At 63.8% G+C, this 16604-nt stretch carries 9 protein-coding genes and 4 pseudogenes; 9 read left to right on the forward strand and 4 right to left on the reverse strand.

Translation table 11 applies throughout. The annotated features are described in order from the left end of the window. From fahA to NHG85_RS13635, 4 genes and pseudogenes are all read left to right on the forward strand, one after another. Positions 1-1242 (forward strand): fumarylacetoacetase, encoded by a 1242-nt coding sequence (fahA, locus tag NHG85_RS13620; protein WP_253333260.1) that lies wholly within the window; start codon positions 1-3, stop codon positions 1240-1242. Between the two features lie 357 nt (positions 1243-1599). After that, the gene (locus NHG85_RS13625; protein ID WP_253333262.1) at positions 1600-3144 is read left to right on the forward strand and encodes a VOC family protein; all 1545 of its coding nucleotides are present in this window, start codon (positions 1600-1602) and stop codon (positions 3142-3144) included. Beyond that, positions 3137-3463: a GNAT family N-acetyltransferase gene (locus NHG85_RS13630; RefSeq protein WP_253333264.1), complete on the forward strand. Its 327-nt coding sequence runs from the start codon at positions 3137-3139 to the stop codon at positions 3461-3463. Before NHG85_RS13625 ends, NHG85_RS13630 begins: the two co-directional genes overlap by 8 nt. Positions 3464-3605: 142 nt before the next feature. Beyond that, positions 3606-4384, forward strand: a pseudogene (locus tag NHG85_RS13635) (integrase core domain-containing protein). Between the two features lie 239 nt (positions 4385-4623). On the opposite strand, the gene NHG85_RS13640 reads toward NHG85_RS13635, so the two are convergent. Further along, positions 4624-7719 carry a Calx-beta domain-containing protein gene (locus NHG85_RS13640; protein WP_253333266.1) on the reverse strand — a complete coding sequence of 1032 codons (3096 nt, stop codon included), beginning with the start codon at positions 7717-7719 and terminating at the stop codon, positions 4624-4626. 626 nt (positions 7720-8345) lie between these two features. On the opposite strand from NHG85_RS13640, the pseudogene NHG85_RS13645 reads away from it, so the two are divergent. The 3 pseudogenes from NHG85_RS13645 to NHG85_RS13655 all read left to right on the forward strand — a co-directional run. Further along, a pseudogene (locus tag NHG85_RS13645) lies at positions 8346-8588 on the forward strand (IS110 family transposase); the annotation flags it as partial. 109 nt (positions 8589-8697) lie between these two features. Beyond that, positions 8698-9813, forward strand: a pseudogene (locus NHG85_RS13650) (IS110 family RNA-guided transposase). A gap of 276 nt (positions 9814-10089) precedes the next feature. Next, positions 10090-10908 (forward strand): annotated as a pseudogene (locus NHG85_RS13655) (IS110 family RNA-guided transposase); the annotation flags it as partial. Between the two features lie 401 nt (positions 10909-11309). Here NHG85_RS13655 and NHG85_RS13660 read toward each other — a convergent pair. The 3 genes from NHG85_RS13660 to NHG85_RS13670 form a co-directional block, all read right to left on the reverse strand. After that, positions 11310-12338: an IS110 family RNA-guided transposase gene (locus tag NHG85_RS13660; protein ID WP_253333268.1), complete on the reverse strand. Its 1029-nt coding sequence runs from the start codon at positions 12336-12338 to the stop codon at positions 11310-11312. A gap of 143 nt (positions 12339-12481) precedes the next feature. Further along, positions 12482-13663 (reverse strand): beta-ketothiolase BktB, encoded by a 1182-nt coding sequence (gene bktB, locus NHG85_RS13665; protein ID WP_253333270.1) that lies wholly within the window; start codon positions 13661-13663, stop codon positions 12482-12484. Positions 13664-13754: 91 nt separating this feature from the next. Further along, positions 13755-14471, reverse strand: a complete 717-nt coding sequence (locus NHG85_RS13670) for a TetR/AcrR family transcriptional regulator (RefSeq protein ID WP_253333272.1) — start codon at positions 14469-14471, stop codon at positions 13755-13757. Positions 14472-14626: 155 nt separating this feature from the next. On the opposite strand from NHG85_RS13670, the gene NHG85_RS13675 reads away from it, so the two are divergent. Together NHG85_RS13675 and NHG85_RS13680 are read left to right on the forward strand one after the other, a co-directional pair. Then, entirely contained in the window at positions 14627-15373 is a 747-nt protein-coding gene (locus NHG85_RS13675) for an SDR family NAD(P)-dependent oxidoreductase (RefSeq protein ID WP_253333274.1), read from the forward strand. A gap of 10 nt (positions 15374-15383) precedes the next feature. Then, the gene (locus tag NHG85_RS13680) at positions 15384-16592 is read left to right on the forward strand and encodes an acyl-CoA dehydrogenase family protein (protein ID WP_253333276.1); all 1209 of its coding nucleotides are present in this window, start codon (positions 15384-15386) and stop codon (positions 16590-16592) included. Positions 16593-16604: the final 12 nt, after the last annotated feature.

The raw sequence follows: 16604 nt of genomic DNA on the forward strand, positions 1-16604 counted from the left end.
ATGACCGACCTGATCCGATCCTGGATCGCGAGCGCCAATGATCCCGCTTGCGATTTTCCTCTCAACAACCTCCCCTACGGCGTCTTTTCGACCGCAGGCGGCGCGCCGCGTTGCGGCACCGCCATCGGCGACCGGATCCTCGATCTGCACGGGCTTGAGCAAGCGGGACTGCTGGAGTTCTCGAACCAGCTCCAGACCGGTCGCTGGAACGAGATCATGGCCATGGGGCGCGACACATGGGCCCGGCTGCGGCGCGAGCTGATGGAGATGCTGGAGGAGGGCGCCGAGGCGCAGGCGAAGATTGAGCCGCATCTGGTGCCCATGGCACAGGTGCAGCTGCACATGCCCTTTGCCGTCTCCGAATTCACCGATTTCTATGCCAGCCGGCACCATGCGCAGAATGTCGGCACGATGTTCCGCGGAGCCGAGAACGCGCTGCCGCCGAACTGGCTGCATATCCCGATCGGCTACAATGGCCGCGCCTCCTCGGTCGTGGTCTCGGGCACGCCGGTGCGGCGGCCGCATGGCCAGCTTAAGGGGCCCGATGAGGCGGTGCCGCGTTTCGGCCCTTCGCAACGTTTCGACATCGAGCTGGAGCTCGGCGCCATCGTCGGCCAACCCTCCGAGCGCCCGCTTTCGGTGGCCGAGGCCTTCGATAACATTTTCGGCTACGTGCTGCTGAACGACTGGTCGGCGCGCGACATCCAAGCTTGGGAATACCAGCCGCTCGGTCCCTTCCAGGCCAAGGCGACGGCGACGACGATCAGCCCCTGGATCGTCACCGCAGCCGCGCTGGAGCCGTTCCGCGTCGACACGCCCGACCGCGAGGTGCCGCTGCTCGACTATCTGAACGAACCGGGGCCGATGCTCTACGACATCGATCTCGAGGTCGGACTGGCGCCCGAGGGCCGCGACGAGACCGTCATCTGCCGCACCAACTACCGCGAAATGTATTACTCCGCGCCGCAGCAGCTTGCGCATCATTCCAGCAGCGGTTGCCCGATGAGGGTGGGCGACCTGCTCGGTTCGGGTACTATTTCAGGGCCCGAGCGCGGCAATCGCGGATCGCTTCTGGAGCTGAGCTGGGGCGGAAAGGAGCCGGTCGAGATCGCGGGCGGCACCCGAACCTTCATCGAAGACGGCGACGTGCTGACGCTGCGCGGCCATGCCGAGGGGCAGGGGTACCGCGTGGGGTTCGGCGAATGCGTGGGGCAGGTTCTGAGCGATCGACGCGGCAGCTGAACCGCGAGGCTGCGTATCATCGGACAGGGCGCTTGCGGCCTTTTCTCCGGCATGTCGGCTTTTGACATTGCTGAAAGAAGGCCGTGGCGCCCGCCTGCGCGGGAGTGGAGCCTATCCTCGTCAGAGGTGAGGAGAGCCAAGGCCGAGGAGATCGAAAGGCGTCGCGTGCTGCCCCGCCGGACAGTCGCATGACCGAATTCCGAGCGCGTCAGATCTGCCGTCCGACCTCTGACCGGCCTGTCTCGTATCATCCGGCAAAGGGCATTCGTACATGCCGAACGCCGTGTTCCGGGCGCCCCGGATCGTATCGAGGGGCAAACGCATTACACTTGGGGAAACTATCCCCGGGAGAACATGATGACTTTGGGCATTCACCACGTCACGGCGATCACGCGCAACGTGCAGGCCAATGTCGACTTCTACGCGGGCTTCCTCGGTCTTCGGCTCGTCAAGCAAACGGGCGGCTTCGAGGATGCCGAGCAGTTGCACCTGTTCTACGGGGATGCCGCCGGCAGCCCGGGCTCGCTTGTGACCTTTCTCGTATGGGAAGAAGGCTCCGCCGGGCGTGTCGGTCATGGCCAGGTGGCCGAGATTGCCCTTGCCGTTCCGCGCGAGGCAATCGGCACCTGGCTCATGCGGGCCATCGACGCCGGTCTGCCAAGCGAGGGACCCGTTCGAGAGTTCGGTGAGCCGGTTCTGCGCCTGAAGGACCCCGACCGTATCATCGTGAAGCTCGTGGGCAGTGACATGAGGGCCGAGGCGCCGCTGACCGATCCGGCGGCACCGACTCGGCTGCGAGCGGTGAGCCTGCTGAGCGAAGCCCCCGATGTGACGGGCGGCTTCATCGCAGGCATGGGGTATCGACGCGGCGCGCGGGAAGGAAACATCCAGCGCTGGCTGTCGGATCGGGATGCCGTCGACATCCGGGACGCCGGCGGCTTCGTTCCGGGCATCCCGGGCACGGGTATCATCGATCATGTGGCGTTCCGCGCGGCGGACGCCGAGGCCCTGCGCCGGATGCGTGTCGCGCTCAAGAATAGCGAGGACCTCACCACGGTCCACGACCGCAAGTATTTCCAGTCTCTTTACGTTCGCGAGCCCGCTGGAACACTTGTCGAATATGCCACCGATGGTCCGGGGATGACCGTGGACGAGGAGGCGGGGCACCTGGGAGAGACGTTGTTCGTCCCCTCCGATGACGCGGATCGCGCCGCGGATCTGCGCGTCATGCTTCCGCAATTCGCCCTGCCAGGCGCGGAAAGAATTGCCATGCGGGACCTGTCTTTCATCCACCGCTTTCACACGCCCGAGCGACCGAATGGCCACGTGATCCTGACGCTGCACGGCACCGGCGGGAACGAGACCGACCTTTTCCCGCTCGCCGCGCGGCTCGACCCGGAGGCGACGCTTCTGGGCGTTCGCGGTCGCTCGACCGAGGAAGGCGTGACCCGCTTCTTTCGCAGGCGCGATATGGCCCGGTTCGACCAAGCGGACATCCAAGCCGAAGCCGAAGTGTTCAACGCCTTCATGCAGGACGCCGCAAGTGCCTATGGGCTTGATCCGGACAACATCACCGTGCTCGGATATTCGAATGGCGCCAACTTCGCCGCCGCGGTGGCGAGCATCTACCCCGGGTTGATCCGTCGCGCGATCCTGTTGCGACCGCTGATGCCGCTCGATGACTCTCCACAGGTCGACCTGTCCGGCCTTGAGCTGCTGACCATCGCCGGCGCCGATGACCCTTATGGCCGCTTTGCGCAGCGTCTCAACGACTGGGCCCTGGACAGTGGCGCGCAGCTCGACGCGCAACGGATCGAGGGCGGTCACGGGCTGACGCGGGAGGACTTCGCCATCGCGCGGAACTGGCTGGACGAGGTTCGGAAGGGAAGGTGCAATGACTGACATCCGCATTACCAGGAAGGTTCGCGATGCGCGTCACGGCCGCTACGTGGCAAAGGTGGCCGGTCTGGAGGGTGAAGCCGAGCTGACCTTCACGCGTCGCTCCGACAAGGTCATCAGCGCCGATCACACCGGCGTGCCAGATGCCATGTCCGGGCGGGGCGTCGCCAAGGCGCTCTATGATTTCATGTTGGAAGACGCACGAGAACACGGGTTCCGCATCATTCCCGTCTGCCCCTTCGTGAAGAAACAGCTTGAACGCCAGCGCCGCGATCCGACCTCAGACGTGGAGCGCCTCTTCAAGACCGACACGACGACTTGAACCCGGACAAGGGAGAGGGTCGCGGCGATCGCTGCAACGGCAGCCAAGTCGCCCATGAGCTCGCGCGCACAGCGATGTGACCTGCTCCCCTTGAGATCCCTCAGTCTGATGTAGAGTTTGCTCAATTGCGAAGGAGCAGACGATGCGAAAGAGCCGCTTCACCGAGGCGCAGATCATCGGGATGATCAAGGAGCAGGAAGCCGGGATGCCGACTGCCGAAGTCTGTCGCCGTCATGGGCTCAGCCCGGCGACGTTCTACAAGCTGAAGGCCCGGTATGGCGGCATGGAAGTGTCCGATGCCGCGAAGCTGAAGGCGCTGACGGATGAGAATGCCAAGCTCAAACGCCTGTTGGCCGATACCATGCTGGACAACGTGGTTCTGAAAGACCTGCTGGGAAAGAACTGACGGTGAGCCATCGTCCGCCATTGATGGAGTGGATGGCTCCCGCTCCCGGCATCGCAATGTGCCTGATCGCCGACACCAGCATCTCGGGCGCTCGTGTTGCCCGCGAGCTGGACGCGCTGGTGCGGATCTACGGGAAGCCCTCTTGCATCGTCAGCGACAACGGAACGGAGTTCACCAGCCGGGCCATTCTGAAATGGGCCGACCAGAACGCGGTCCCCTGGCACTACATTGACCCCGGAAAGCCGCAGCAGAATGCCTTCATCGAGTCATTCAACGGCAGTCTACGCGACGAGCTGTTGAACGAGGAGATCTTCGACACCTTGGACGATGCCCGGCGAAAGCTGGCCCTCTAGCGCTACGACTACAACGCCGTCAGGCCGCACTCCTCGCTCGGAAACCAGACACCGCTCGAAGCGCGCCGGGCGCTTGAGCAATTTGAGGGCGCCGCGCCCGCCGCGCTTGCCCGAAACGACCAGTCCAACTACCAATCTCAAACCCGCAAACTCTCGTTATGACCGAGGGACCGGCGGGGAGCAGGTCACCGGACATTGACGCTCTCGGGCCGGTCGGCATTAGCACAAGAAAGCTATGCCGCGGAGAGATCTTCGGCGACGTTCTACCGCAACCGGTCACGAGTTGCCGACCTGTCATCAGTTGCGATGTCATTTAATGGCGTGACCACCACATGCGTCAGGCGCCTGTTCTCTTCCTTGGACCACTTCAGCCGGTGGCTCCCGGACCGTGAGACCGTCGGTCAAAGTATGAAGTCGTCCTCGGTCAGACGGGAGAGCCCCCGGACGACAAAGGCGAAGTCGGCTCTGCCATCGCCGTCGACGTCGCCCGACACGATCATGTCCTTGCCTCTGCTGACCGCGCGCAACTCTCCCTTCGTGTCCGAAAAGCCGTCGTCGCCGATGTACTGGAAGGCCTGATTGCCGCCGCCTTCGCGGGCGTCGATCGCCTTCAGGCTGATCACATCGTTCTGCTGGCGGTGGAAGTCCGAGATGACGTCGCGGTCTTTGGTCGCGCTGTCCCTGATCGAGCGGAAGACGAAAATATCGCCGCCGCCGCCGCCGCGATAATAGTCCTGCCCTTTCCCCCCATCGAGCAGGTCGCCGCCGCCATGGCCGAACATCCTGTCGTCGCCATTGCCACCGCGGATCACGTCGGCGCCGCCGCTGCCCTTGCCAATGTCGTTGCCGCGGCCAAGCAGCAAGGTATCGTCGCCGGTGCCACCGATGGCGGTGTCGGCCCCGCTGCCGCCCCTGAGCGTATCGTCGCCAGCACCGCCTCTGAGGGTGTCGTTGCGCGAACCACCGATCATCTTGTCGGTGCCGCCGTTGCCCTTGAGGTCATCGGCCCCGCCGCCGCCCCGGATGATATCGTTTCCCGCACCACCGTTTATCTTGTCGGCACCGCCGTTCCCATTGAGGATGTCGCGGCCCACGCCACCCCTGACGATATCGTTGCCCGCGCCGCCGTTTATCTTGTCGTTGCCGCCGTTCCCCTGCAGGGTATCGCGGCCTGCACCGCCATTGATGATGTCGGTCTCGCTAGAGCCTCGGACCCTGTCGTTGCCGCCTCCTGCGTTGATCTTGCCGCCACTGGTCAGAACGATGACGTCGGCGCCGTTGGTGGCCATGGCGGCCACCCTGGCCGTCGCGGCGCTTTCCACGATTTCCGAGGTGCCCTGCCCATCGCGATAGCTCGCCCGGACGGATATGCCGGCCCCCACATCGGCGCTGCCGAGGGTGTAGCTCGTCCCCCTGGCCCCGCTGATCGCGGTGTCACCACGCAGCCATTGATAGGACAGCGTGCCGAGACCGTCTTCGTCGGCCAAGCTGTGCTGCACGGTCAGGGTCGCGCCGACTTTCGCAGGGCCCGAGATCGCGACGTTGCCGGTCGGGGCGTCATTGACGTTCAGGATCGCCGCCGTCGGGCCGCTGTCGACGGCTTCGGGGCCTTTGGATCCGGCTGCGTCGAAGGTGACCCGGACCGTCAGTACGTGGCCGACATCGGCCTGGCCCGGGACATAGGTCTTGGCCGATGCGCCGGGAATGGTCTCACCATTGCGATACCATTGGTAGGCGAAGGTGCCCGCCGCGCTCGCAGGCAGGGTGGTTTTCGCCGACAACGTCCCGTCTTCGGCGGCGGTGCCGACGATCTCGACCTCGAAGGACGGGGCCTCGCGGAACTGTGGGCCGATCGCCTTGCCTGCCTCTGACTGGGCGTCGTCATTGTCGAAGATCGTGACCGTCGCGTCGAGCGTCGACAGCCCGTTGGAGAACAGGGCTCCGGTGGGTTCGGTGAAGCGCAGGGTGAACGTCTCGTCGCCTTCGATTGCGACATCACCATAGACCGAGATACCGACCTCGGCGCTGAGCAGGCCCTTTGCGATGGTCACGGTCCCTGCGGCGGGAAAGTAGTCCTCTCTGGCCGTGGCAGTGCCTTCGACGGTCGCGAAGCGGATGGTGATGTCGCTGGTCGCGGGCTGCGACAGCACCAGGAAGACCGATGCACGGTCGGAACTGCCGTTGCCCTCGATGAGGCCGGTATCCACGGTCTCGATCTGTACCGTCGTGCTCTTGGGCGGCTTGGCGATGCCCCGCCCCGGCTCGCCGATCCCTGCCGGCCCGGAGATCGGCCCGCCATCATCGTCGAGGATCGTCGCAAAAGCCTGAAGCAATGGAGCATTGTTCTCGAAAACGGCATTTCGGAGCGAGCTCAACACGACGGAGAACTGTTCGTCTCCCTCGATCTCCACGTCGCCATAGATACTCGTGGTGAGGCGCAGGCTTTCCTGACCCTCCCGGATGGTCAGAGTCCCACGCGACGGGAAGTAATCGCCCGATCCCTCGTCCGCTGAACCGCCAATGACCGTATATTGCATGGTGATGCTCGCCGGGGCAGGACGGTCGAGCGTGATGAGGAAATGGCCGGGATCGCTGCTGCTATTGCCTTCGATCACAGCGACGTCGTTTATCCGGACGGTCGGCAAGGTGTCGGATGCAGAGGGTGGCCCCTGAATTTGGGTGCTCTCATCGACCCGCCCCCCGACAAGGCTGCCACCCGCGTCGTCGTCATCGAGGATCGTCACCGTCGCGGAAAGTGCCTCGGCGCCACCCACGAAGACGGCGTTATTGATATCTGTCAGCACGACCTGGAAGTCTTCGTCCCCTTCGATCAGGGTGTCGCCGTAGACCGATAGGTTGAGCCTGATCGCCTGCTCGCCAGCCTTGATCGAAAAGGAACCCCGAGTGTCGAAGTAGTCCCCTGTGGTCGGTGCCGCATCCACGCTTTGCAAATGGAATTGTCCACTGACGGCGGCTGTCGCGGGTCGGTCGAGCAAGATCAGAACGCTGGCCGGGTCCGAACTGCCCGCCCCCTCGATCAGTTTTACGCCCCGAATGTCGAGCGTGGGCAGGACCCCCGCTTCGGCCGTGGGCCCCATGATGCGCTCCGCAAGACCACCGGTCCCCGGCACCGGATCGAGAATGGCATCGTCGTCATCGAGGATCGTCGCCGTCGCCGACAGCGCCGCGGCTCCATCCGCCAGCGTCGCGTTCTGGCGCGCCATCACCACAAGATCGAAGGTCTCGCTCCCTTCGATAAGGGTATCCCCATAGACGGAAACGGAAATGTCCACGCTCGATGACCCCGCCGGGATCGTCGCCGTCCCGCGCGTGTCGAAATAGTCCCCCGTCGTTGGAGCGGCGGATTGACTGTGCAGGAAATATTCCACCGTGACAGGCGCAGTAGCCATCTCATCGAGAAACAGCGTGAAAACGGCCTTCTTCGAACTGCTATCACCCTCGAGGATTGTCAGGTCCCGAACATCTACAACCGACATAAATTTTCCTAACAAATAAAAATACTTGCAGATGGAGTTGGTCAGAAAATATACGCATTCCTACGTCACCCGGGTGACGCAGGGTAAGGCAGGATTCCAGTGAGTATATACAGCCGTGATTGTTTCGCAATTGACCTGATCGGTTTCCGGCATCCCCCCCGTTTGCGAAATATTTACGCGGCCAGCAATTCATATGAAATGAAGCCTCAGGGTCAGTATCCTTTCGTCGTTTTCGACAACCCCGTCTAGAGCGTTGGTTATTCTGGTGTCATCGCGACCTCATGCCCCGACCGACGACATGACCCAGATTTTTTGCCGTCCGCATCATGCCGCGAGCCCTGCTTTGAAAGAGTGGCGGACAGCACGGTTCTTGGCACTGTCGGGATGGGTCATTCCACCTGGCGTCGATAGGATGAACGCTCCCCGACGGGACCAGCCTGTCGAAATGGGCAGTCACGTCACAAATGTCGTGTCGAACCGACAAGGTTTCGGCAGGTCGGCAAGAACGTGTCTATCGATTTAATGGGCTTTACAGGCTTTGTTGATGGCGTGGATGCTCCCTCCCGACGGCATCGCAATGTGCCACTGTGATGTGTGTAGAGCCATCACGGAAGGAGAGTGCATCCATGTCCGAAGCTACCCTCATCGGTATCTATCTGGCAAAGCGTGTCTTCCAATTGCACGGAGCACGCGACGACGGGTCGGTCGTCTTCTGCAAGAAGCTCTCGCGACCTCAATTGATGGCCTTTGTGTCACAGCATCCAAAGTGCATCATCGCCATGGAAGCTTGCGCGACGGCGCATGGCTGGGGGCGTGAGATTGGCAAGCTGGGGCATGAAGTCCGCCTGATCCCACCGATCTACGTGAAGATCCCATGAGGAGGTGACCGGCGCCTGCAGCTCTGGAAGAGTCTTGGCACCCGCCATTTTTATGGAGATCACTGCCATGCGGACTACTTAGGTCACCACCACCGCCGCCGTGATATTCGTATCTCTGGAACTGAGCCGATCAACTTGGTTGATCACGGCGCTTGCAGCGGCCTTGGGCGCGAGGATGTCGCGTCATCAAATCCGGGGCGGCGATGTTCCCGCACTCTTGAAGCGCTTTGCGGACCTGCAACATACCGTCCAACGGCGGACCGGAAAAATCGTGCCGGTGGTCGTGATCCAAGAAGCTGGACTGGATGGGTTCTGGATCCCTCGCACATTGCTTGCGGCGGGCATCGAGAGCCATGTGGTCGACCCAGCCTCGATTGCCGTCTCTCGACGGCACCGTCGGGCCAAGACAGACCGGATTGATTGTGAAGCACTCGTCCGCACCCTCATGGCATGGAAACGCGGCGAACCCCGGGTCTGCGCCATGGTGCATGTGCCGACCCCGGAGGAGGAAGACCGTCGTCGCGTATGCCGGGAACTGAAGAGCTTGATCGGAGAACGCATCAGGCACGTGAACCGAGTGAAGGGGGTGCTCTTCGCGCAAGGTATTGGAGACTATGAGCCGCGGAACAAGGATCGCCAGAGGCGTCTGGAAGAGCTGCGCACCGGAGACGGACGCACTCTCCTGCACCACCTCAAGGCTCTGGTATTGCGCGAGTTGGATATTATCGAGTTGCTGAAACGACAGATTGAGACCGTGAAGATGGAGCGTGACGCACTACTTGCCGAGATGTAGGCCGCCGGTTCAACGCCAGCCTCGGTGCGCATGCTGCTCAGTTTCAAGGGCATCGGCCCAGGCTTTGCCGGCGCCCTTTGGTCCGAAGGGCTGTTCCGAACGTTCAGAAACAGACGCCAGGTTGCGGCCTATGCGGGGCTCGCACCAACACCGTGGAAGAGCGGGGCAATCAACCACGAACAGGGCGTTTCCAAAGCCGGCAATCCCCGGCTGCGAGCTATCGCGGTGGAAATGGCTTGGCTCTGGCTGCGGCATTAACCGGGATCGGCGCTCACTCGGTGGCTCCACGACCGGGTTGGCCGGCTTGGCCCACGCGCCAAAAAGGTCACGATTGTCGCGCTGGCGCGGAAGCTTCTCGTCGCCTTGTGGAAATACGTAACGAGCGGCGTTGTTATTGAGGGTGCAGCTATGAAAGCGGCGTGAAGCCGAACTCGAAATTTAAGAACTCCAGCGTTCCACCGAGGAATGATCAGCCTCGGCGGATCCGGGGGGACGGACCGGCGAATGGCATGGCCAAAAACTGCCGTAGTCAAGAGTGGTCCCGTCTGCTCGAACCCCGACCGCAGGAAGCGGGATGATGGTGCAGTCGGTATAACCGGCGACCGTATGTGAGCTTGAGCGCGTTGGTCCACGACACGCGCTCTATCAAGGGGTCGAACCCGGATCCGAATTGTCAGGGAGAGAAACCAATGGCCTGAAGAATTCCCCTTGATCCGATCCTCCTCATGTGAGCCGTTCGTCAAGCGCCAGAAAAACGACGCGGCGGATGCCGAAGCGATCGTGGAGGCGGCCACGCGCCCCACCATGCGCTTTGTCGCGTTGAAATCGGAAGCGCAGCAGGCACGAGCGATGCTGTTCCGCACCCGGCAGATGTTCGTCGGCCAGCGAACCCAATTGATCAACGCTCTACGCGGACATCTTGCCGAGCATGGCTTGGTTGCTGCCAGAGGGCCTGCGCACCTCAAACGCCTCGCCGATGCGATCGAGGATGATGACACGGTGTTGCTTCAGGACATTCGCGAACTCGGCCGGATGTATCTGGAACAGATCGAGGGCCTGAATGCTCGGATCGCGGATCTCGACCAGAAGATGAGGGACGCGGCCAAAGAAGACGGCCGGGCACGACGCGCCCAAACCATGCCAGGCGTCGGCCCGGTGACAGCTCTTGCCATCGAAACTTTCGCTCCCGATCTGGCGACGTTTCGACGGGGGCGCGATTTTGCCGCCTGGCTCGGCCTTGTGCCGAAGCAGCATTCGACCGGCGGCAAACAACGATTGGGCAAGACGTCGAAGATGGGCCAGCGCGACATCCGCACACTTCTGGTCTCCGGCGCGATGGCGGTGCTCCAGGCGGTCGAACGATTTGATACCCCGAACAGTGGCTGGTTGAAGCGCCTGCTGACGCGCAAGCCACGCATGGTCGCCGCGATCGCGCTCGCCAACAAGATGGCGCGTGGCCTCTGGGCCATGATGACAAAGCAAGAGGATTACCGGAACCCGGCGGCGATGATGGCGTGAGCGCTCGACGCTTGCCACCTCGTCCCGGCACGTCGGGGGTGTGAGGAGGTCACTGAACAGTAAGGGCAAAGGATCGATCAGATCCGGGTCAGAGAACGCAGCGTTTGTGCAGGAGCCATCGAGCTCGGTCTGTTGATATGCCTCTGATCCGCGCATCGCCATACCGGCTCGCGGCGGCATCGGCGCCGCATAGAGAGGCCTGATACATGACCGCACCCGATCATACGCTTGAGCCGTTCAAACATCGCTTGCATCAACGGGGCATCCATACATGCACACTGGTTTTCCCGATCCCGTCTCACGACCGTTGCGCCATACAACTCCTTGCCCTCTTTCGCTCCGACGCCCTCGCGGCCGACGCTGGCTTACGCCATCGCGACCTAAGACCTGTAGACGCCGCCTCAAGCCATCAAGGCCCAGACGATCCGCGCACTCGCCATTGTGCTTGAACCAATGGCGCACAAAGGCTCGTTGTTGGCCAGCGCCACCCGCACCAACATCGGCAGCTTGCGCGACAGCAGGCCGCCCAGCCACGTGCCCGGCTGCGCCTCCTTGTGAACGTGTCGTTTGATGATGACGCTGTTGGCGCCGATGATCAGCAGGCGTCGCAAGGATCGCTCGTCCATCTTCGTGGTGGCGCCCAAGCGCTGCTTGCCGCCCGTCGAATGCTGTCGCGGCACCAGGCCGAGCCAAGCGGCAAAGTCCCGGCCCCTTCGGAACGTCTTCGGCGGGGGCGCCAAAACCGCGATCGCCGTGGCGATCAACGGGCCAATGCCCGGGACCGTCATCAGCCGTCGCGCGACGTCGCTCTCCTTGGCATGACGGGCAATCTCGGCATCAAGCTTTCTGATCTGTGTGTCGAGCTGCGCCAGCGTTCCGATCAAGACTTCCAAGGTGCCTCGTGCATCGTCTGGCAGGCCACTGTCCCGATCCTCTACCCGAGCCACCAGGCGCCCGGCGTTGGTGGCCCCTTGCGGCACCACTGCCCCGAACTCGGCCAGATGGCCGCGCAGGGCATTGATCGCCTGGGTGCGCTGTCGGATCAAAAGCTCCCGGACGCGGAAGGCCATGGCAGCCCCCTGGGTCGCTTCGCTCTTCACCGGCACGAAGCGCATCGACGGGCGCTGCGCGGCTTCGCAGATTGCCTCCGCATCGGCAGTATCGTTTTTCTGCCGCTTGACGAAGGGCTTCACATACGCTGGCGGGATCAGCTGCACCTCATGGCCCGACTTGCCGATTTCACGGCCCCAGAAGTGAGCGCCGCCACAGGCTTCCATGGCGACAACACACGGTGATACTCGGTTAAAATAAGCAAGGACCTGATCCCGGCGCAGCTTCTTGCGAAGGATCGCATGGCCGGAGCCATCAGCTCCATGCACCTGAAACACGTTCTTCGCCAGATCCAGACCGATTATGGTAACTTCCGGCATGACCGCCCTCCAATGTGGAATGTTGCAAACCCACCTTGGCACACCGATGCCGTCGGGGGGGCGGTTACAGCATCAGCGCCCCTATGAATGAGAACGCATCAGGACGGGACGCGGCGCTTTCTTTCGTCGGTTCGGGAGGCCGGTCAGCCGCGCTCGACGATCACGGCGATCCCCTGGCCGCCGCCGATGCACATGGTCGCAAGGCCGTAGCGGCCGCCGATGCGCTCGAGTTCGTAAAGCAGTTTGGTGAGGATGATTGCGCCCGAGGCGCCGACCGGGTGACCAAGCGCCACCGCGCCGCCATTGGGGTTCACCTTCTCGGCGGGCAGGCCCAGGTCGGCGCTGACCGCGCAGGCCTGCGCGGCGAAGGCCTCGTTCGATTCGATCACATCGAGATCGCTCGCCCGCAGGCCGGCGCGCTCCAGGGCCTGACGCGAGGCGGGCACGGGGCCCAGACCCATCACTTCGGGCGCGACGCCGCCCAGACCATAGGCGACGATCCGGGCCAGCGGGGTGATACCGCGCGCCTTGGCGGTCTCGGTCTCCATCAGCACCAGCGCCGCCGCGCCGTCGTTGATCCCCGAGGCATTGCCGGCCGTGACCGAGCCGTCCTTGGCGAAGACCGGGCGCAGCTTGGCCAGATCGGCTTCGGTCAGGCCCGGCCGCACATGCTCGTCCGTGTCGAATGTCACCTCCTCGCGGCCACGGCGCACGGTCACCGGCAGAATCTGGTTCTTGAACCGGCCCTCCTCGATGGCACGGGTGGCGCGGCGGTGGGATTCGACGGCAAAGGCATCCTGCGCCGCGCGGTCGATGTTGCCGCGCCTGGCGACATTCTCGGCGGTGACGCCCATGTGGCCGTTGCCGAACGGATCGGTGAGCGCGCCCAGCATCATATCGGTCGCCACCACGTCGCCCATCTTCTGGCCCCCGCGCGACTGTGTCAGCAGATGACCGGCGCGGCTCATGCTTTCGGCGCCGCCGGCCAGCGCGATCTCGCAATTGCCCAGCAGGATCTGCTCGGCGGCGCTGACCACCGCTTGCAGTCCCGAGCCGCACAGGCGGTTGAGCGTCAGCGCCGGCGCGGTCTCGGGCACGCCGGCCCGCAGGGCGACGACGCGGGACAGGTACATGTCCTCGGGCGCGGTGTGGATGACGTTGCCGAACACGGTCTGCCCGACCTCCCCGGCCTCTATCCCCGCGCGAGAGATGGCCTCGCGGGCGACGGCGGCGCCGAGGTCGCAGGGGCTGACGCCGGCCAGCGCGCCGCCGGCATCGCCGATCGCGGTGCGGACGCCGGAGGCGATGACTACCGATTTGGTCATGGGATGTTCCTTCTGGTCTCGAGTGTCGTAGTGGCGCGCAGGAAAGCGGCACGCCGCGGCATCCGTGGTTCCGATCGCTCGCCGCCCGGTATCAGGCGGGGTCGCTCTCGGCCTTTTCAGCGGTGGTTCTTGTCGCTGCACCGCAGGCGGCCAAGACAATGTTCTGGACCATTGCGATGTAGCTATCGATGTGGACCTTGCGCCGACGGTACTTGGCCCGCTTGACGTACCAGTCTTGCAGCAGCGGCTTGGTCAGCGCGGCCATCAGCGGCGGCATGTCCGCCGAGAAGCTGCCGTCCTGCTGACCCCGGGCCAGAACCTCGGCGAAATAGCTCTCGGTCAGCTCCTCGCTGTCGATGGCCTGTCTGCGCTCGGCGGCAGGGAAGTTCTTGGCCTCCATGAGGGAAAAGGTGAACCACGGCAGCATCGCCTCGGTCAGCCGGATATGGGTGTCGATCAGCCACAGCAGGTGGTCGCGCGGTGTCTGCCGTACCTCGGCCGGCGGCTCGCCGAGGGCGGCCTCGACCGCGCCCGTGACCTCGGAGAGGATCATCTTGAGCAGCGTGTCCTTGCTGTCGAAGTAGGAATAGAGCCCGCCCATGCTGACGCCCGACGCCCGCGACAGATCGCGCAGGCTCATGGCCTGAAACCCCTTCTTGTTCGACAGTTCCAGCGCCGCGTTCAGTATCAACGCAAGCTTGCGCACCGCAAACTCGGGCTTCTGGATCGAGATGCTGTCGCGGTTGTTCTCGAGCACCGACCGGCAGAGATCTTCGGTCGTGGGCAGATGGGTCCCGGCGGTTGTCACGCTGACATGTCTCCTGCTGAGAGCGAGGGAAATCGCTTGCAGACTGCAATAAAATTCTTGTCAGCACCAGAGCGGCCGTGCAACAAATATATCGAGCGCTCGTTCGAAAAACGGAGTCGATCGTGACAGGACAGGAACCGCAATCCGCCACAAGTGTGGGATTTGACCTTGCCGGCCGCACCGCCCTGGTGACCGGCGCGTCGTCCGGCCTGGGCGTGCATTTCGCCCGGATTCTCGCCGCGCATGGCGCGAAGGTGGCGGTGGCCGCCCGTCGTGCCGAGAAGGTCGCCACCCTCGCAGAAGAGATCACCGCCAGCGGTGGTGAGGCCGAGGCCCTGCGTCTTGACGTGACCGACGCCGCCTCGGTGGCCGAGGCGTTCGACGGGCGCAGCTTCGACATCGTCGTGAACAACGCGGGCATCGCCTTCAACGGCCCTGCGCTGGACACGCCCGAGCAGGACTGGCGGCAGGTGATCGACACCGATCTGACCGGCGTCTTTCTGGTCTCGCAGGCGGCGGCGAGGGCGATGGTCGCCGCGCAGCGGGGCGGCAGCATCATCAACATCGCCTCGATCCTGGGCAAGCGCGTGGCCGGTGGGCTGTCGGCCTATGCCGCGGCCAAGGCGGCGGTGGTGCAGCTGACCCGCGCCAACGCGCTGGAATGGGCCCGCCACGGCATCCGAGTCAACGCGATCTGCCCGGGCTACATCGAGACCGACATCAACCGCGATTTCTTCGCGACCGAGGCAGGCCGGAAGCTGGTGCGCCGCATCCCCATACGCCGGCTGGGCCAAATGGAGGATCTGTCAGCGCCGCTGCTGCTGCTGGCCTCGGATCACGGCCGGTTCATGACCGGCTCGGAGCTGGTGGTCGACGGCGGCCATCTGGTCACATCACTATAAGGAACGCCCCATGGACTTCGCGATTTCCCCCGAGATCGAGGACTACCGCACCCGCATTTCCCGCTTCGTGGAAGAAGAGATCATTCCTCTCGAGGCCGATCGCAGCTCCTATGACGCCCATGGAAACATCGACGAAACGCTGCTTGGGAGCTTGCGCGAAAAGGCCAAGGCCGCGGGGCTGTGGTGCTTGCAGCTCAAGCCCGAGACCGGCGGCAAGGGGCTGGGCAAGGTCGGCATGGCCGTCTGCTACGAGGAAATGAACCGCTCGATTTTCGGGCCGGTGGTCTTCAACTCCGCCGCGCCCGATGACGGCAACATGATGGTGCTGGAACAGGCCGCGACCGATGCGCAGAAAGAGCGCTGGCTTGCACCCATCGTGGACGGGCGCGTGCGCTCGGCTTTCGCGATGACCGAACCGGGTCCGGGCTCCGGCTCCGATCCCTCGATGATGCTGACCAAGGCCGAACGGAAGGGCGACAAATACGTCATCACCGGTCGCAAATGGTTCATCACCGGCGCCGAGTCGGCGCAGCATTTCATCCTGATGGCGCGCACCTCCGACGATCCGCGCCGGGGGCTCACGGCCTTCCTCTTCGACCGGGACCAGCCCGGCTGGCACATCGACCGGCGCATCCCGATCATGGGCCCCGAGGAGCATGGCGGCCATTGCGAGCTGGTCTTCGACGGGCTGGAGGTCGATGCCGACAACGTGCTTCTGGGCGAGGGGCTTGGCCTCAAGGTCACGCAGATGCGCCTGGGGCCTGCGCGCCTGACGCATTGCATGCGCTGGCTCGGCCTGTCCAAGCGCTCTGTCGAGATCGCGCAGGACTACGCCTCTGATCGCCACGCCTTCGGCGAGCGCCTGATCGAGCGCGAGAGTATCCGACAGATGCTGGGCGATCTGGCCATGAAGATCGAGATCGGGCGACTTCTGGTGATGAAGGCGGCCTGGGCGCTCGACCAGGGAAGCTATGCGCGCAAGGAGGTCTCGATGGCCAAGGTGCACGTTGCCAACCTGCTGCATCAGGCGGCCGACACCGGCATCCAGATCAACGGCGCCCGGGGCTATTCCACCGACACGCCGCTTGAATGGATCTACCGCTATGCCCGGCAGGCGCGTCTGGTCGATGGCGCGGACGAGGTCCACAAGATGGTCTTGGAGCGGTTCCTGAGCAAAGAGCACCGGGACTTCTGGAGCTGGGAGGTCGCCAGAAGCTGAACTCGGCAACCC

It is taken from the genome of Limimaricola litoreus (genome assembly GCF_024159025.1).
GTDB classification, from domain to species: Bacteria; Pseudomonadota; Alphaproteobacteria; order Rhodobacterales; family Rhodobacteraceae; genus Limimaricola; species Limimaricola litoreus.